The sequence below is a fragment of the Streptomyces sp. HUAS 31 genome, from assembly GCF_028198125.1.
GTDB lineage: Bacteria > Actinomycetota > Actinomycetes > Streptomycetales > Streptomycetaceae > Streptomyces > Streptomyces chartreusis.
In genome coordinates this window covers 5,237,509-5,255,088 of sequence record NZ_CP116353.1, presented here as the reverse complement: position 1 = coordinate 5,255,088, position 17,580 = coordinate 5,237,509, and the positions used below count along the sequence as shown (strand labels likewise).

At 72.6% G+C, this 17,580-nt stretch carries 15 protein-coding genes; 6 read left to right on the top strand and 9 right to left on the bottom strand.

The genetic code is table 11. From position 1 onward, the window contains the following. Positions 1–14: 14 nt before the first annotated feature. Both PGH47_RS23445 and PGH47_RS23440 read right to left on the bottom strand, forming a co-directional pair. Entirely contained in the window at positions 15–947 is a 933-nt protein-coding gene (locus tag PGH47_RS23445) for a M56 family metallopeptidase (protein WP_271665089.1), read from the bottom strand. A gap of 6 nt (positions 948–953) precedes the next feature. Beyond that, complete coding sequence (locus tag PGH47_RS23440) at positions 954–1,376, bottom strand: BlaI/MecI/CopY family transcriptional regulator (protein WP_271665088.1); 423 nt, start codon at positions 1,374–1,376, stop codon at positions 954–956. A gap of 166 nt (positions 1,377–1,542) precedes the next feature. Here PGH47_RS23440 and PGH47_RS23435 point away from each other — a divergent pair, with 166 nt between their 5' ends. Both PGH47_RS23435 and PGH47_RS23430 read left to right on the top strand, forming a co-directional pair. Continuing rightward, entirely contained in the window at positions 1,543–2,118 is a 576-nt protein-coding gene (locus PGH47_RS23435) for a TerD family protein (protein ID WP_271665087.1), read from the top strand. A 57-nt stretch (positions 2,119–2,175) separates the two neighbouring features. Continuing rightward, the gene (locus PGH47_RS23430; protein ID WP_271665086.1) at positions 2,176–2,412 is read left to right on the top strand and encodes a twin-arginine translocase TatA/TatE family subunit; all 237 of its coding nucleotides are present in this window, start codon (positions 2,176–2,178) and stop codon (positions 2,410–2,412) included. A 14-nt stretch (positions 2,413–2,426) separates the two neighbouring features. On the opposite strand, the gene PGH47_RS23425 is transcribed toward PGH47_RS23430, so the two are convergent. The 4 genes from PGH47_RS23425 to PGH47_RS23410 all read right to left on the bottom strand — a co-directional run bounded on the left by PGH47_RS23425 (position 2,427) and on the right by PGH47_RS23410 (position 6,091). Next, the gene (locus PGH47_RS23425; RefSeq protein WP_271665085.1) at positions 2,427–4,328 is read right to left on the bottom strand and encodes a glycoside hydrolase family 15 protein; all 1,902 of its coding nucleotides are present in this window, start codon (positions 4,326–4,328) and stop codon (positions 2,427–2,429) included. 124 nt (positions 4,329–4,452) lie between these two features. Then, positions 4,453–4,869 carry a DUF7144 family membrane protein gene (locus PGH47_RS23420; RefSeq protein WP_376053647.1) on the bottom strand — a complete coding sequence of 139 codons (417 nt, stop codon included), beginning with the start codon at positions 4,867–4,869 and terminating at the stop codon, positions 4,453–4,455. Between the two features lie 43 nt (positions 4,870–4,912). After that, on the bottom strand, positions 4,913–5,371 hold the full coding sequence (locus PGH47_RS23415) for an SHOCT domain-containing protein (protein WP_271665083.1): 459 nt from the start codon (positions 5,369–5,371) through the stop codon (positions 4,913–4,915). Between the two features lie 78 nt (positions 5,372–5,449). Then, on the bottom strand, positions 5,450–6,091 hold the full coding sequence (locus PGH47_RS23410; protein ID WP_271665082.1) for an HdeD family acid-resistance protein: 642 nt from the start codon (positions 6,089–6,091) through the stop codon (positions 5,450–5,452). Positions 6,092–6,306: 215 nt separating this feature from the next. Here PGH47_RS23410 and PGH47_RS23405 point away from each other — a divergent pair, with 215 nt between their 5' ends. Next, the gene (locus tag PGH47_RS23405; RefSeq protein WP_271665081.1) at positions 6,307–7,719 is read left to right on the top strand and encodes a DUF2252 domain-containing protein; all 1,413 of its coding nucleotides are present in this window, start codon (positions 6,307–6,309) and stop codon (positions 7,717–7,719) included. Positions 7,720–7,859: 140 nt separating this feature from the next. Here PGH47_RS23405 and PGH47_RS23400 read toward each other — a convergent pair whose 3' ends face one another. The 3 genes from PGH47_RS23400 to PGH47_RS23390 all read right to left on the bottom strand — a co-directional run bounded on the left by PGH47_RS23400 (position 7,860) and on the right by PGH47_RS23390 (position 11,395). Next, entirely contained in the window at positions 7,860–8,057 is a 198-nt protein-coding gene (locus PGH47_RS23400) for a hypothetical protein (RefSeq protein ID WP_030953188.1), read from the bottom strand. A 108-nt stretch (positions 8,058–8,165) separates the two neighbouring features. Beyond that, positions 8,166–8,684: a hypothetical protein gene (locus PGH47_RS23395; RefSeq protein WP_271665080.1), complete on the bottom strand. Its 519-nt coding sequence runs from the start codon at positions 8,682–8,684 to the stop codon at positions 8,166–8,168. 29 nt (positions 8,685–8,713) lie between these two features. Then, entirely contained in the window at positions 8,714–11,395 is a 2,682-nt protein-coding gene (locus tag PGH47_RS23390; RefSeq protein WP_443048524.1) for a LuxR C-terminal-related transcriptional regulator, read from the bottom strand. Between the two features lie 164 nt (positions 11,396–11,559). Between PGH47_RS23390 and PGH47_RS23385 the strand changes: the two genes are divergently transcribed. The 3 genes from PGH47_RS23385 to PGH47_RS23375 all read left to right on the top strand — a co-directional run bounded on the left by PGH47_RS23385 (position 11,560) and on the right by PGH47_RS23375 (position 17,448). After that, positions 11,560–12,033, top strand: coding sequence for a carboxymuconolactone decarboxylase family protein (locus tag PGH47_RS23385; protein ID WP_271665078.1), 474 nt, complete (start codon positions 11,560–11,562; stop codon positions 12,031–12,033). A gap of 43 nt (positions 12,034–12,076) precedes the next feature. Beyond that, positions 12,077–13,000 (top strand): RNA polymerase sigma-70 factor, encoded by a 924-nt coding sequence (locus tag PGH47_RS23380; RefSeq protein WP_271665077.1) that lies wholly within the window; start codon positions 12,077–12,079, stop codon positions 12,998–13,000. 383 nt (positions 13,001–13,383) lie between these two features. Then, a complete protein-coding gene (locus tag PGH47_RS23375) occupies positions 13,384–17,448 on the top strand; it encodes a WD40 repeat domain-containing protein (RefSeq protein WP_271665076.1) in 4,065 nt (1,354 codons plus the stop codon). Positions 17,449–17,580 lie beyond the last annotated feature (132 nt).

The following is a 17,580-nucleotide window of genomic DNA, read 5'->3' as shown; positions in this document are numbered from 1 at the left end:
GATCGGGTCCTGGGTCACAGGGGCGTGGCCGCGTGCAGGATGAGGACCATCGTCACCGCCGAGTTCGCCGACGACATCGCCGATACGGCCGTCCCCGCGGCCGCGCACCACGCCGCCAGCCCCACCGAGGTGAACAGCGACGGCCAGCGGCGCACCACCGGGGCCGGCCCGAGCAGCGCGGCGACCCGGCGGGGCACGGGCCCCGGCGCCGCGAAACCGGCCAGCGTCGCGACCGGCGCGCCCCGGGACACCAGGGCCGCCCTGCCGATCGCGTGCGCCACCGTCCGGCGGCTGCCGACCGCCTGGGCGGCCGCCTCGTCCGCCCAGCGTTCCGCCGTGTACGACACCGCCGTGCGCAGCGGGCGCAGGAACGGGTTGGCGCGGGCGGCCAGTTGCACGGCGAGCAGGAAGCGGTGGTGGCGCTCGGTCAGATGGGCCCGCTCATGGGCGAACAGCGCCCGGCGCTCGGCGGGTTGGAGGTGGTCCAGCAGACCGGTGGTCACCACCACGCGATCGCGTCGCCCGCCGGGCAGGGCGTACGCGTACGGCAGCGCGTCGGGCAGTACGGCCACACCGGTGCCCGGCAGCCCGGTCAGCGCCCGGTGGGCGTGGCGGCGTACCCGGGCGTGCCGCCACAGGGTCCTGGCGCAGGCCACGAGCACCGCGCACAGGGCCGGGATCGCCGCCTTGCCGACGATCTCGTCGTAGGGCACGGCCGCCCGCACCTCGGGGTCCGACCAGCCGTCGGGCAGCGGGTTGCCGGGCAGTTGGGCGGTGCCGACCACCATGGCCAGGCCCAGGCACACGGTGCTGCACGTCGCCATGACCGCGGCGACCGCGGTGAGCAGCCGGGTGGCAGTGCGGGGATGCAGATGCTGCTCGGCCAGGCGCGCGATCGGCCATGCCGAGAGCGGCAGGACGAGCGGCAGAAAGACGAAGACCCCCATGAGGCGTCAGTCTTCCCCTTCGCCCCGGGACCGACCCGCGCCGCCGTGCTCGGCCACGCCGGTCTGCCCCAGCAGTTCGCGCAGCAGCCGCTCGTCGTCCGGTCCGAGGCCCGTGACGAAGCTGGCCAGCACCGCCTCCCGGTCGCTCTCGGCGTCCAGCACCCTGCGCATCCGGTGCGCGGCGAGACCCGCCTGGTCCGAGGCCGGCGTCCACGCGAAGGACCGGCCGGCCCGCTCCCGGGTCACCGCGCCCTTGGCCAGCAGCCGGGTCAGGATCGTGATCACCGTCGTATAGGCGAGGTCCCCGCCGAGGCGCTCCTGGACCCAGCCGGCCGTCGCCGGGCCGTCCGCCTCCGCCAGCGCCGACAGGATCAGGGCCTCCAGCTCGCCCTGCCCCCGGCGCCGGGATCCCTGCCGGTGATCCGCCATGCCCTGTCTCCCTTCCGCTGACATGCACGTCATGTGCGATACATCGGGCCGTACATCGTAAGGAAAGCAGAGGCCGCCCGGCACGGACGCCCTTCCCTGATTTCTACAGTGATGTAGATTTCAGGGGTACGGCAACGCCATCATCCGACGCAAGAGGAGTGCACCAGTGGGAGTTTCCCTGTCCAAGGGCGGCAACGTCTCGCTCAGCAAGGAGGCGCCGGGCCTCACGGCCGTCCTGGTCGGACTGGGCTGGGACGTGCGCACCACCACCGGCACCGACTACGACCTCGACGCCTCCGCCCTGCTGCTCGACGCCGCCGGCAAGGTCCCCTCCGACCGGCATTTCGTCTTCTACAACAACCTCACCAGCCCGGACGGTTCGGTCGAGCACACCGGCGACAACCTCACCGGGGAGGGCGAGGGCGACGACGAGGCCGTCAAGGTCGATCTGGCGGCCGTACCTGCCGACGTGGAGCGGATCGTGTTCCCGGTCTCCATCCATGACGCCGAGAACCGCGGTCAGAGCTTCGGTCAGGTCCGCAACGCGTTCATCCGGGTCGTCAACCAGGCCGGCGGCGCCGAGCTCGCCCGCTACGACCTGTCCGAGGACGCCTCGACCGAGACGGCGATGGTCTTCGGCGAGCTGTACCGGAGCGGTGCCGAGTGGAAGTTCCGCGCGGTCGGCCAGGGCTACGCTTCGGGCCTGGCCGGGATCGCCGCGGACTTCGGCGTCAACGTCTGACCGGACCCGGCCCCCGCGGCACCCCAGCGTCCCTGCTCACCTGGAGGACAGGACCCCATGTTCGGACTGAGCGAACTCGCCGTCATCCTCATCGTCGTCATAGCCGTCCTGTGCGCGAAGAAGCTGCCCGAACTGACCCGTTCGGCAGGCAAGTCGGCACGCATCCTCAAGGCCGAGGCCAGGGCGATGAAGGACGAGGACGACCCGGCCACGCCCCGGGTGATCCCGGGCGAGACGGTCCCGCCGGGCACGGACGAGCCGAAGGGCCAGGGGACTCAGCAGCCCCGGCAGTGACGGGCGGGTGCATCTCAGCTTCTGGAGCCGCGGCGGGTGACCAGGCCCTGGACGGTGACGTGCAGGTGGTCGAGGTGGTCGGCCGCTCGCGGGTCGGTGCCCGCCCTGCCGAGTTCCTCGTCGAGCGCCATCGCCGCGGTGACCAGCGCGAGGTGGGTGAACGCCTGCGGGAAGTTGCCGAGTTGCTCGCCGGAGGGGCCGATCTCCTCGGCGAACAGGCCGACATGGTTGGCGTACGTCAGCATCTTGTCGAAGGCGTACCGGGCCTTGGCCAGCCGGCCGCTGCGGGCGAGGGCCTCGACGTAGAAGAAGCTGCACAGGTTGAAGGTGCCCTCGGAACCGCGCAGGCCGTCCGGGGAGGCCGCCGGGTCGTAGCGGTAGACCAGGCTGTCGCTGACGAGTTCGTCCTCCATGGCGTCGAGGGTGCTGAGCCAGTCCGGATCGTGCGCCGAGACGAAGCCGACCCGGGGCATCAGCAGCAGCGAGGCGTCCAGGACGTCGGTGTCGAAGTGCTGGACGAACGCCTGCCGTTTGTCGTGCCAGCCCCGCTCGACGATCTGCCGGAACACCGCGTCACGGGCCCGGGTCCAGCGCTCGGTGTCGGCGGGGCGGGAGCTGTAGACGGCGGCTCGGATGCCGCGGTCGAACGCGACCCAGGTCATCAGCCGGCTGTAGGTGAAGTTCTGCCGTCCGCCGCGGGTCTCCCAGATGCCCTCGTCGGGCCGGTCCCAGTTGTCGGACAGCCAGTCCAGCACGCCGCTCAGCGTCTTCCAGCCGCGGAGCGCGCCGATGTCCCGGCCGACGATCAGGGCGTCGGCGGCCTCGCCGTAGATGTCGAGCTGGAGTTGGTCGGCGGCGGCGTTGCCGGCCCGGACGGGCCGTGAACCCTGGTAGCCCTCCAGGTGGTCGAGGATCTCCTCGGTCAGCAGCGGGTCGCCGTCAACGCGGTACATGATCTGCAGGGGATCCCCCGAGCCGGCGGCGCCGGCCTCGATGCGGTCGCGCAGCCAGCGCCGGAAGGCGTACGCCTCGTCCTGGAAGCCCAGGTCGATCAGCGCGCGAACCGACAGCGAGGCGTCGCGGACCCAGGTGTAGCGGTAGTCCCAGTTGCGCTCGCCGCCGACCTGCTCGGGCAGGCCCATGGTGGCCGCCGCGACGGGGGCCCCGGTGGGCGCGTAGGTGAGGAGCTTGAGGGTGATGGCGGACCGGTTCACCATGTCCTGCCAGCGTCCCCGGTAGGTGCAGGACCGCAGCCACGACAGCCAGAAGGCCCGGCAGTGCTCCAGCTGCCCGATCATGCCGTCCAGGGACGGCGGGGGCGGCGCGGCGGCGCCGTCGGCCGTGCTGGTCAGCACCACCGCCGCGATCTGCCCGGCCGAGAGCGTGAAGCGGGCGGTGACGTCGTCCCCGTCGGCGTTCAGGGCGATGTCACCGCTGGTCTGCACATGCAGGTCGGTGCCGGGTCCGCGCAGCACGGCCCGGTGGTCGTCGGGCCGGTTGAGGGTGTGCGGGGCCCGTCCGTAGTCGAAGCGCGGGCGGCAGTCGAGCGCGAACGGCAGGCTGCCGCGCACGACCCGGATGAGCCGGATCAGGGTGTGCCGGTCCGTGGCGGCGGGCGACTCGACGGGCGGCATGAAGTCGGCCACCTCGCCGACGCCGCCCGGCGCCATGAACCGGGTGACCAGGATGGCGGTGTCGGACAGATACAGCTGGCGCACGCTCATCCCGTCGTCGGGCAGCTCCACCGCCAGCCGGCAGTGCCCGCCGCGCTCGCTGTCCAGCAGCGAGGCGAACAGGCTGGGCGAGTCGAAGCGGGGGGTGCACCACCAGTCGACGGTGCCTTCGGAGGACACGAGGGCGGTGGTCTGGAGATCGCCGACCATGCCGTGGTCCGCGATGGGTGGGTACTGGTTCACGAGCCCCTCCTACGGTGGGCGGACGGAGACCCGGACGGCCTGCATCAGCGGATCTCCGCCGTGCTCCCCGCACTCGCGTGTGTGCCGGCCCGCCTGCCGCCGCGGGGCGCGTTCGGCGACGGGACTAGCGGAAGTCTTCCTTCCGTGCGACGCACAGTGCCCAGATGATGAAGCCGGACATCGCGATCATCACGACCGACCACACCGGGTAGTACGGCAGCGAGAGGAAGTTGGCGATGATGATCAGACCTGCGATGGCCACACCACCGATCCGGGCCCACATCGCCGGCTGGAACAGGCCGATGCCGATGATCACGGCGACCGCGCCCAGGATGAGATGGACCCAGCCCCAGCCGGTGAGGTCGAACTCGAAGACGTAGTTGCGAGTGGTGACGAAGACGTCGTCCTCGGCGATCCCCATGATGCCGCGGAAGACGGCGATGAGTCCGGCGATGGTGAGCATGACGGCGGCGAAGACCGTCAGGCCCCCGGCCCAGGCGTACTTGGTCTCGTGCGCCTGATTGGTCTGCATGGCGGCCATGGTTGTACCTCGCTTCCTTCTGCGTGCTCGTACGGGTGTTGCGTCAGGACGGAGTGGCGGAGTCGCTGCGGGCCGAGGATCCGGCGCCGCTCAGGACGAGCTCCTTGGCACGGCGGAACTCGTCGTCGGTGATGTCGCCGTGGGAGCGCATCTCGGAAAGCTTGGCGAGCTCTTCGGCGCTGCTCGGCTTCTTGGCCTCACCGGCCCGGTCGCGGACGTAGTCGTCGAACACCCGCTGCTGCTTCTGGGCATGCTCGATCTCGCGCTGGCCCATCGACTTGCCGCGGGCGATGAGGTACACGAACACGCCGAGGAACGGCAGCACGATGCAGAAGACCAGCCAGCCGGTCTTGCCCCAGCCACTCAGGCTGTCGTCGCGGAAGATGTCGCCGATGATCCGGAAGAGCAGGACGAACCACATGATCCACAGGAAGAACCACAGGAGCGTCCAGAACATGCTCAACAGCGGATAGTCGTAGGCGAGGTACGTGTGTGTGCTCATCGTCTGCCTCCGTCCGAGCGGGGTACTCGGCTGCCGTCCCCGCCGCTTTCAGCGTGCCCATGCTCAACAGGAACGGCCTCACCCTGGGCGGGTGAAGCCTGCCCGGTGCAGTGCCGACCGCCAGGCGAGGGCGAGCCCCAGCTCGGTCAGCCCGAGCAGCACGAGCCACAGGCCGACCAGCCTGGTCAGGACGACGGCGGACTGGTTGGGGGTGGCCAGCACCACGATGCCCGCGACGACACCGAGCAGTCCGGCGACGAGGACGAACCCGCGGTGCGGCAGGCCCTTGGCCGCCAGGGCCGTCCAGGCGGTCAGCATGCCCGTCACGACCCAGACGGCACCCACGATCAGGGAGAGCGCGGCGATCGTCTGGAGCGGGTTGCGCAGACACAGCACCCCCGCCAGGACGTACAGGGCCGCGGCGAGCAGCCCCAGATGGCGGTCGCCCTGTTCCCGGGCGAAGGACGAGACGAACCGGAAGGCGCCCGTCACCAGCAGATACAGCCCGATGATCACGGCCAGGACGTGCAGGCTGGCGTCCGGCCAGGCCAGGGCGAGGATGCCCGGCACCAGCGCGGCCACCGCCGACCCCAGCAGCCACAGCCACGAACCGCCGAGGTCGGCGAGCAGCCGCTCGGCGTCCTGATCGGCGGCGGGGCCCGTTCCGTCGGTCAGAGGATCGGGTCCGGTGTCCGGCCCCGGACCATGCGGCACGGTCATTGCTCCTCCTCGCGTGATGCGGCCGACGGCCACCGGACCACCGACGGACCGGTGTGCGGCACCCTCACCGGGCCAGCGTCACGCCCGCCCCGGCGGGCCGGGTCACCCCTCACGGGTGATCCGCGGACGGGGCGCCGGCGCTGAGGTGGGGTGGATGGGGCTGCCGGTTCCGCGCGGAAGGGGCGCGGCGGTCGCCCGGAGGTGGAGGGTGAGACATGTCGATACCGAGTGCGTTCGCGGCCTCGCTGTCGCCCGGCCAGCGGGCGGCCTACGGCAGAAGCGCCCGTGGGCGCGTCTCGCGTTCCGGCCACGGCCGGTACGACGGAGGGGACCGGACCGACCCGATCGAGGTCATCGAGCGCCAGTCGGCCCAGCGGGTACCGGAGCTGGTCCCGATCCGCTACGGCCGGATGCTGGAGTCGCCGTTCCGCTTCTACCGGGGCGCCGCGGCCATCATGGCGATGGACCTGGGCCGGATGCCGCACACGGACCTCACCGTGCAGCTGTGCGGAGACGCCCATCTGCTGAACTTCCGGCTGCTGGCCTCCCCCGAGCGCCATCTGGTCTTCGACATCAACGACTTCGACGAGACGTTCCCCGGCCCGTTCGAGTGGGACGTCAAGCGGCTGGCGGCCAGCTTCGTGATCGCGGGCCGCGCGAACGGGTTCTCCACCGCGGAGCAGAACGCGGCCGTACGGGAGTGCCTGCGGGCGTACCGGACCCGGATGCGGGAGTTCGCCGGGATGCGGACCCTGGACATCTGGTACGCGCAGGACGACGCCGACAGCATGCGTGAGCTGATGGCGTCCTCGATGAGCAAGGAGGCCAGGCGCCGCACGGCCCAGGCCACCGCCAAGGCACGGACCCGCACCTATGTCCAGGCCTTCGAGAAGCTCACCCATGTCACCGGCGAGGGCCTGCGGATCGCCGCGGATCCCCCGCTGATCATCCCGCTCCGGGACCTGGTGGCGGGCTCCGGCGCGGGCGACGAGGCGAAGGAGCTCCAGACCGTCTTCGAGGAGTACGTGAAGACCCTGTCCTCCGAGCGCCGGCACCTGCTGAGCCACTACCACCTGGTGGACATCGCCCGGAAGGTGGTGGGGGTCGGCAGCGTCGGCACCCGCTGCTGGATCATCCTGCTGCTGGGCCGGGACGACGACGATCCCCTGCTGCTCCAGGCCAAGGAGGCCACGGAGTCGGTCCTGGCCGCGCACACCGACGGCAGCGTGCGCTTCGACAACCAGGGCCGCCGCGTGGTGACGGGGCAGCGGCTGATCCAGACGACCAGCGACATCTTCCTGGGCTGGACCCACATCGTCAGCGGTCTCGACGGCGGCGACCGGGACTTCTACGTACGTCAGCTGCGGGACTGGAAGGGCATCGCCCGGCCGGAGACCTGGAACCCCAACCTGCTGCGGATGTTCGGCAAGGTCTGCGGCGACAGCCTCGCGCGCGCCCACGCCCGCTCCGGCGACCCCGTCGCCATCTCCGCGTACCTGGGCGGCAGCGACCGCTTCGACCGTGCGCTGACCGACTTCGCACAGGCCTACGCCGATCAGAACGAGCGGGACTTCGAGGCGCTGCGCGTGGCCGCCCGGTCGGGACGGGTACAGGCGAAGGACCTCTGAGGAGGCAAAAGGCAACCGCCGGTCCGGCGCTTCGGCGTCGGGTCGGCGGTTCGGTGTCGGGTCGGCGGTTCGGTGTCGGGTCGGCGGTTCGGTGTCGGGTCGGCGGTTCGGTGTCGGGTCGGCGGTCCGGTGCGGGCGGCTCAGTCGGGCAACTGACGCATCTCCAGTACCCGCAGCCCCAGCGACTGGCAGCGGGCCAGCAGGCCGTAGAGGTGGGCGTCGTCGATGACGGGTCCGAACAGTACGGTCTGTCCGGACATGACCACGTGATCCAGTTCCGGAAAGACCTTGGCCAGGGTCTTCGAAACATGTCCTTCGACGCGGATCTCGTAGCGCATGTGCTGCCTCCCGCCGACAGCCGCTGGCAGACCTGGCCCCGCCATGGTCCCGCCGCGGCGGGGGTCGCCACCTCACCCGGTGCAGGTGACCCACCTCCGACGAGGGCGTCAGTGCGTCACGACGAGCTTGAACACGATGATGAGCAGACCGAGCAGCAGATTGACCGAGGCGGTGACGGCCATCAGCGGCCAGGAGGCGCCCGCCCGGCGGGCCGCGGCCAGCGACCAGCCGACCTGTCCGGCGACCGCCACCGACAGGGCGAGCCACGCCGCCCCCGACACGTCCAGCCCCAGCAGCGGACTGACGGCCACCGCCACGGCCGGCGGGACGGCCGCCTTCACGATCGGCCACTCGTCGCGGCACACGTGCAGCACCGTTCGCCGGTTCAGGGGGTGCTGTGCCAGGCGGGCGCCGAACAGCTGGGCGTGCACATGCGCAACCCAGAAGACCAGTCCGGTCACCAGCAACAGCGCGACCAGCTCCGCCCGGGAGTAGTCCCCGAGGGCGCCGGCGCCGATGATCACGGAGGCGGCGAGCATGGAGCCGTAGACGCCACCGGTGTAGTCGGCGTGCACTCGATGCTGCGCCCGGCGCTCGCGCGCCGTGGGCAAGTCGGGTCGGGACATGGCCGCCTCTCGGGGTCGGCGCACGTGCGTCACAGCAGGTGCAGCTCGCGGGCTCGGCGTACGGCGTCGCTCCGGCGGTTGACCGCCAGCTTCCGGTAGACGCTCTTGAGGTGGGTCTTCACCGTGTTCACGGAGACGTACAGATCGGCGGCGATGTCCTCGGTCGACATCATCTGGGCGAGCCGCTGGAGCACGTCGCGCTCCCGCCCGCTCAGGTGCTCCACGAGCAGCGGTGCCGGTTCGTCGACGGCAGCCCCCGGCATGAGCCAGCCCGCCGCGAGCCCGCGCAGCGGCGCGGCGGCCAGGTACGGCCCGACCCACGCCCCCGCCTCCAGGAAGGGCAGCCGCAGCCGCTCGCGCCGGGCCTCCGTCAGCGCCCGGGCCAGCAGCCTGCGCACGGTCGCGGCGTCGCCGGCCGTGTTCGCGGCCTCTGCCCGCAGCAGCGTGGCCCGCACGAGCAGCGTGGGGCCGGTGCGCTCCTCGGTGCCGACGACGTCGAGCAGTTCGAGGGCCGTTGCCGGGTCGCCCGCCGCGAGGTGGGCCCGCGCCGCGCCCACCGCGCAGGTGGGCTGCCGGTCGGCGACCGGCTCAAGGACCTCGGCGGCCTCGCGCGGGCGGCCCTCGGCCAGATGGGCGGCCGAGGCGACCAGCGCGGCGTGGCTGCGCTCCCAGGGGGAGGCGACGTCCGCGGTCACGGCGGCCTCGGCGGCCGTGAGGGCGGCGCGCGCCTTGCCCCGGGCCAGCAGCAGGTGGGCGGTGGCGATGGAGCGGCCCGCGGCCGTGACCGGGTCGCGGTCCTCGCATCCGCCGGCCTGGTCGAGGAGTTCCTCGGCCTCGGTCAGCTCGCCCCGGTCCACGGCGACGGCGGCCAGGACCAGGCGTCCGAGGGCGGAGGCCGACGCCTGCGGCAGACTGAACCGTTCGGTCTCGGTCAGCGCGGCGACGGCCTTGCGTTCCGCCCGGGTCGGCCAGCCGTCGAGGTAGTCGATGAGCGCGAGATGCTCCAGGGACTCCTCCCTCGGCAGGGCCGTCGCGGCGCCCGCGGTGGTGTCGGCGACGGTGCCGAGGGCGTCCCGTGCCGCGTCGAAGCGCCCGGCCCACAGCCGTGTCGAGCCCAGGTGGGTCAGCAGCAGCGCGGGCAGCTCCGGGTGCTTGTCCAGCAGCTGGGCGGGGACCTCCCCCTCCAGCTCACGGGCGGTCCGTACGGCCTGTTCCGCGCGGCGGGGGGAGCCGGCGAGGCGGGCCGCCAGGGCCTGCAGCAAGGCGCAGCTCAGCTGGGCGGCGGCGGGGCGTGAGTCGTCGGCGGCCAGTTGCTCCTCGGCGTGCTGGAGATGGGCCAATGCCTGGTCCAGATCGCACTGGGACAGGTCGCGTGCCGCGCGCACGAGGTCAGCAGCGGGGCTGGTGGTCCCGGGGCCCATACCGGAGAACAGCTCCGTCAGTTCGTCGGAGCGCAGCCCTGTGAAGAGCTGACCGATCGCCAGGTCGTCGACGAGGGCGCCGGCGGTGAAGTCCCACTCGCCCGCCGCCGCGCCGTGGGCCAGCACCTCCGGCAGCAGCCCGGAGCGGCCCAGCCAGCGCGCGGCCCGCAGGTGCAGCTCCGGTTCCAGGTCCGCCAGGCGCTCGCGCAGATGGGCCCGGAGGATCTCCCGGAACAGCGGGTGCAGCCGGTACCAGGTGTGCCCCAGGTCCTCGACGAAGGCGTTCTCGCGGTGCAGCCCGGCGAGGATGGGCTCGGCGTCGGTGCGCCCGGTCAACTCGTTGGCCAGCCCGACGCAGAAGCGCTCCAGGACGCTGACCCGCAGCAGGAGGTCCTGGGTGGGGGGCGGCTGCCGTTTGAGCACCTCCGCCAGCAGGAAGTCGGCGACCGTGCTGTGCCCGGCCTCGAACTCCTTCAGATAGCCCTCCGGGTCCGGCTGCTGCCCGGCGGCCAGGGCGCACAGCCTGAGGCCCGCGGCCCAGCCCCGGGTGCGGCCCACGAGGGCGTCCGCCGCGTGGACGGGCAGGCGCAGCCCGTGCAGTTCCAGCAGGGCGACGGTCTCCTCGGGCGTGAACGCCAGCTCGGCGTTGCGGATCTCGGTCATCGTGCCGGCGGCGCGGTAGCGGTGCAGCGGCAGCAGCGGCTCGGTGCGGGTGACGATGACCAGGCGCAGCCCGGGCCCGGCGTGGTGCAGCACGAACTCCAGTTGCTCCGAGAGCTCCGGTGAGCTGACGCGGTCGTACTCGTCGAGCACCACGGTCACATCGCGGCCGCTGTCGCCGAGTTGGGCGGCGAGCCGGGTCAGCAGGGTGCGGCTCACGCCGGTCGCGGGGCAGCGGATGTCGTCGGCGACCGGCACCCCGCGGGTGCGCAGGGCTTGGAGGAGATGGGCCCAGAACATGCCGGGGTTCTTCAGGGCCGGGTCGAGCGTGAGCCAGGCGACCGGCTGTCCGATGCCGGCCGCCCAGTCGGCGACCAGCAGGGTCTTGCCGGCTCCGGCGGCGCCGTTGACCATCGTCAGCGGAGTCCGCAGGGCCTGGTCGAGGTGCTCGATCAGGCGCTCGCGCCGGAGGAAGGTGCCGGGCCTGGCCGGCAGTGCGAACCGGGTCCGCAGGTACGGGTCGCCCAGCGGATCGACGTGGTCGGCGGTCGATTCGTCGGGGATTTCATCGCTCACCACCACCACGCTCACCGCCCTGCGCGATCGGGGATTCGCTCCCCCCACCACCATCACAGCTTTGCCGGATTCCTGCTCGTCAAGGTCCGAAAGCCGCCCCACCTCGGCCTTCCGGCGAGCAGACGGCAAGGAGACGCAGGTCACATCCGCCCATGTCACAGGGGCTCGGTCCATCTCGTCCCGTGGGTGTAGCCACTACGACAGCCAAGGGAGCACCCATGGACGCGCGTCTGAACTTCTTCGCCGACCCGGTCACCGGCAAGGCCCTCAAGCACGTCATGGCGGCGGGCAGGGTCGTCAAGGACTCGGCGCTGCCGGCCGCGACCCAGGAGCTGGTGTCGCTGCGGGTGAGCCAGATCAACGGGTGCGCGGTCTGCATCGACATGCACACCAAGGAGGCCGCCGCGGCCGGGGAGAGCGCGGTACGGCTGCACCTGGTCGCCGCCTGGCGGGAGGCCACGGTCTACACCGAGGCGGAGCGGGCCGCGCTGGAGCTGGCGGAGGCCGGGACCCGGGTCGCGGACGGGGCGGGCGGGGTCTCCGACGCGGTGTGGGAGCGTGCCGCCCGGCACTACGACGAGGAACAACTGGGCGCGCTGCTGTTGCTGATCTCGTTCATGAACCTGGCGAACCGGCTGAACGTCATGACCCGCCAGCCGGCCGGCGCCTATGAGGTCGGCCAGTTCCACTGACCGGCCGGGACACCAGCGACATCAGCGACATCAGGGGGATGCCATGAGCAAGGTCGAGGAGTTCGAGGCGCTGCGGCCGCTGCTGTTCTCGATCGCCTACCGGATCCTGGGCAGCGTGGCCGAGGCCGAGGACGCGGTGCAGGAGGCCTGGCTGCGCTACGACGGCTCCTCGACCCGGCCCGCCTCGGCCAAGGCGTATCTGTCGGCCACGGTCACGCGGATCTCGATCGACGTGCTGCGTTCCGCGCGGGTGCGGCGGGAGGAGTACACCGGGCCGTGGTTCCCGGAGCCGCTGCTGAGCGACCCGTACGAGGATCCGGCGCGGGCGGTGGAGCTGGCGGACTCGGTGTCGATGGCCGCGCTGCTGCTGCTGGAGCGGCTCAGTCCGCTGGAGCGGGCGGTGTTCGTGCTGCGGGAGGTGTTCGGCTTCGGGTTCGACGAGATCGCCGCGGCGGTGGACCGGTCGGAGCCGGCGTGCCGTCAACTGGTGGTCCGCGCGCGGCGGCACATGGCGGCCGGCAGACCCCGGTTCGCGGCCGACCGGCAGGAGCGCCAGGAGCTCGCGAGCCGCTTCTTCGAGGCGCTGAAGGACGGTGACGTGGGCGCTCTGCGGAATCTGCTGGCCGCCGACGCGCAGCTCGTCGGGGACGGCGGCGGCAAGGCCCCGCAGCTGGCCAGGGCGGTCGTCGGCGCGGAGAACGTGGCCCGGCTGCTGGCCTCCGTCGTCCCGCGGCTGGCCCGGGTCGAGGTGTCGTTCGAGCGGCACGAGATCAACGGCCAGCCCGGCGCCGTGTACCGCGACCGGGACGGCAGGGTGCTCCAGACCCTGGTGCTCGATGTGCTCGACGGGCGGATCCAGACGATCCGCGCCGTGCTCAACCCCGACAAGCTGGCGCACATGGGTCCGGTGGCCGACGCGTGGGAGATCACCCGCGAGCTGAAGCGGACTCCCCGGCAGGGCTCCTGACCGCATCGTCCGGCACCGGTCCCTCCCCTCGTGGGGACCGGTGCCGAACGGCGGGGCGGCGTCGATCCATGACCTGCCGGCCGGATGGCCGACGGGTCAGAGCGGATCGAGCAGGACTTGGACGGCGCGACGCGCTTTCGGCGCTTGCGGAAGTTGATCCGGTGAAAGGTGTCCGAGAACGTTCGGCGCCATGAGTGGTGTCTCCGAGCTCCTGGCTGGTGGCCTGCCTGAGCGACGCGCGAGAGCTGCGCATGTGCGTCGTGATCCTGCCAGCCGACGGTGCCGACGAGGAGGTTCCGGCCTCCGGAGACCCCATTAACCGCAGGTCAGCCGTATAAGGTGAGTTTTCCGGTCCGGATGCCCAAGTGCGGCTGAGCAAAGGAGTGCAGGCCTTGAGTTCCGACTCGTCGGCGCGCACAGCCTTCGCGGAACGGCTCGCTCTGCTCTACAAGGAGGCCGGGAATCCGCCCCTGAAGAGCGTGGCCGAGGCGGTCGTCCGGCTCCATCGGGTCGACGAGCGGGGGCGTCCCGTACGGGTCTCCGCACAGCGCATCAGCGACTGGCGCCGGGCCCGGAACGTACCCGCCCAGTTCGCCGCCCTGTCCGCCGTCCTGCACGTACTGATCCCCCAGGCCCGACGCGAGCGGCCGGCCCCCGTGTCCGCCGGGCTCTACGACCTCGGGCAGTGGCAGCGGCTGTGGGAGCGGGCGACGGCCGGGGAAGAGGAGGAGCAGGCTCCGGTCGAGGACACCGCGCTGTCCGGCGGTGTGTGCCCGTACCGGGGACTGGCCTCCTACCGGCAGGAGCACGCCCGGTGGTTCTTCGGCCGGGAGCGCAGCACCGGGTCCCTGGTCGCCCAGCTGCGCGCGGTGGAGAAGAGCGGCGGCCTGGTCATGCTGGTGGGCGCCTCGGGCGCCGGGAAGTCCTCCCTGCTGAACGCCGGTCTGGTGCCCGCGCTGCGGGACGGCGCGCTGGGCGGTGAGAGCGCCGGGTCCGGCTCGGTCGTGCAGCTCGTGCCGGGCGGGGATCCGCTGGCCGAGCTGGTCCGGCGGATACCGGAACTCTCCGACGTCGTCACCTCGGCGGGCCCCGACCGGCCCGAGGACACGCACGACCGGGACGGCACCGCGCTGGGGCCCGACGACGCCGACGCCCGCGAGCCCTGTGCCGGCTTCGTGCGCGCGGCCCGCGAGGCCGTCGGCGCATGGGCCCGCCGCGAGGCCCCGGGCACCGCCCCCGCGGTCCTGATCGTCGACCAGTTCGAGGAGATCTTCACCCTCTGCCCGGACGAGTCCGACCGCCGCACCTTCGTCCAACTGCTCCAGGCCGCCTGCACCCCCGCCGACCCCGGCGACCCACCGCCCGTCCTGGTCGTCCTCGGCATCCGCGCCGACTTCTACGAGCGGTGCCTCGCCCACCCGGAGCTGGCCGACGCCCTCCAGCACCGGCACATGGTGCTCGGTCCGCTGACCACGACGGAGCTGCGGGAGGCGGTCACCGGACCGGCCAAGGCGGTCGGGCTGGAGCTGGAGCCGGGCCTGGCCGAGCTGATCGTGCGGGAGGTCAGCGCGGACGGGCCGCGCGTCGGGGGCACCTCCCACGCCTTCAGGGCTGTGGGGGAGCACGACGCGGGCGCGCTGCCCCTGCTGTCGCACGCGCTGCTCGCCACCTGGCAGCGGCGCAAGGGCGGCCGGCTGACGGTGGCCGGATACCGCGCGGCCGGCGGCATCCAGGGCGCCGTCGCCGCCACCGCCGAACGCGCCTGGTCCGGCCTCGACCCGGCGGCCCGCACGGCCGCACGGCTGCTGCTGCTCCGGCTGGTCCGGCTCGGCGAGGACACCCAGACGACCCGGCGCCGCGGGACCCGACGCCAGCTCGCGGCCGAGTCCACGAACCCGGGCAAGACCGAGGAGTCCCTCGAGGCGCTGGTGCGCGCCCGGCTGGTCACGCTGGACGCGGAGACCGTGGAGATCACCCACGAGGCGCTGCTGCACGCCTGGCCCCGGCTGCGGGACTGGATCGACGAGGACCGGCAGGGCAACCTGCTGCGCCAGCGCCTGGAGGAGGACGGCCGATCCTGGGAAGCCTCGAACCGCGACTCGTCGCTGCTGTACCGGGGCTCCCGGCTGGAGCAGGCGCGCGGCTGGGCCCGGTCGGCCGGGGACACCTTCCTCACCCGGGGCGCGGTGGAGTTCCTGGCGGCCTCGGTCCGGCTGCGCCGACGCACCGTGTGGATACTGCGCAGCGCGGTCGCGGCGCTGGTCGCGCTGGCGATGCTGGCCGTCGGCGCGGCGGTGGTCGCCTGGGACCAGCGCAACGACGCGATGTTCGCGCAGGTGCTCGCCGAGGCGGACCGTTTCCAGTACACCGACCCCTCGCTGTCCGCCCAGCTCGACCTGGTGGCGCACCGGCTGCGCCCGGACGACGAGGACACCACCAGCCGGCTGATCTCCATCGTGAACGCCCCGCTGGCCACGCCCCTGCGCGGCCACACCGGCGCGGTCTACCTCACCTCCTTCAGCCCTGACGGACGGCTCCTTGCGACCGCCAGCTACGACCGGACCGTACGGCTGTGGGACGTCAGCGACCGGGACCGGCCCAGGCCGCTGGGCAAACCGCTGACCGGGCACAGAAGCTGGGTGAGCAGCGCGGTCTTCAGCCCCGACGGCCACACTCTCGCCAGCGCCTCCGACGACGGCACGGTCCGGCTGTGGGACGTCACCCGGCCGAGCCGGCCGCGGCCGATCGGCGCGCCGCTGACCGGGCACGAGGGCACGATCTACCTGGTCGCCTTCAGCCCGGACGGCCGCACCCTCGCCTCCGTCAGCGAGGACCGCACCGTACGGCTGTGGAACCTCGCCGATCCGCGCCGGCCCGAGCCGCTCGCCACGCTCGCCGGGGCCGACGCCGCCGTACGGTCCGTGGCGTTCAGCCCGGACGGCGACACCCTCGCGGCCGGGGGCGACGACGACACCATCCGGCTGTGGGACGTGGCCGCGCCGGGCCGCCCGAAGCGGCTCGCCACGCTCACCGGCCACACCGACCTGGTGCACTCGGTCGCCTTCAGCCCGGACGGCCGCACGCTCGCCAGCGGCAGCGCGGACGACACGATCCGGCTGTGGGACGTGGCCGACCCGCGCCGCGGCCGGCAGCTCGGCGCGCCGCTGACCGGCCACACCGGCCCGATCTGGTCGGTGGCCTTCAACCCCGACGGCAACACGCTCGCCGCCGCCAGCGCGGACAGCACCGCGAGCCTGTGGAACGTCAGCGATCCGGCGTATCCCTCGCAGGTCGGCGAGCCTCTCGCGGGCGCCAGCGGCGAGATGTACGCGCTGGGCTTCAGCCCCGACGGCCGCACCCTGGCAACCGGCAGCGGCGACAGCAAGGTGCGGCTGTGGTCGATCCCGACGTCGGACATGATCGGCCGCAGCGGGGCGTTCCGGCCGGACGGCAAGGTGCTCGCCACCGCGGCCCGCGACGGCAGCGTCCGGCTGTGGAACGTGGCGAAGCCCGCCCGGCCCGTCCTGCTGAACAGGCCCTTCATGCCCGGCGACGGCGGCCAGCGCTCCCTGGTGTTCTCCCCCGACGGCCGCACCCTCGCGGTGCTGACCGGCAGCCGCGAGGTCCATCTGTGGAACATCGGCGACCCGGCCCGGCCGCTCCCGCTCGGCCCGCCGCTCACCCTGCGCACCCGGTTCATGGGCCCCGACGCGCTGGCGTTCAGCCCGGACGGCCGCACCCTGGCCACCGCCTACGACGACCGCACGATCCGGCTGTGGAACGTCGCCGACCCCTCCCGGGTCGTGCCGCTCGGGGAACCGGTCACCGGCCACACCGGCTACATCAACTCCCTGGACTTCAGCCCGGACGGCCGCACGCTCGCCAGCGGCAGCGCGGACTCCACGGTCCGGCTGTGGGACGTGGCCGCGCCCGACCATCCGAAGGCGCTGGCCCGGCTCACCGGGCACACCGGGCCGGTCAACGCGCTCGACTTCACCCCGGACGGCCACACGCTCGCCAGCGGCAGCGACGACGACACCGTACGGCTGTGGGACATCACCGACCGGCGCGCGGCGAGCCTGCTGGGCTCCCCGCTCACCGGGCACACCGAGGCGGTCGTGTCGCTGACGTTCAGCAAGGGCGGGCGCTATCTCGCCAGCGGCGGCAACGACAACACCGTCCGGCTGTGGAACGTCTCCGCCCCGTCCGACGCCTCCGCGATCGGCCAGGCGATGAGCCCCAACGCCAAGACGGGCAACTTCCTCTCCTTCAGCCCCACCAGCCACATGCTCGGCGTCTCCAGCGGCACCGACACCGTGCGGCTGTGGAACCTCGACGTGGACCAGGCGATCAGCCGCGTCTGCTCGACGACCCAGGGCGTGCTGACCCGGGACAGATGGCACGAGTACCTGCCCCGGCTGTCGTACGAACCGCCCTGCTCGCGGTAGTCCGGAGCGCTCCGTGACCGGGCTGCGACGCAAGTGATGCGGAACGGCCTCTGCGGACAGCGGTTTCCGTGATCCCGATCACAACGCCTCCTCACAGCCGATGAGGCGGCTCCCGTGAGGCAGGCAGCCTTG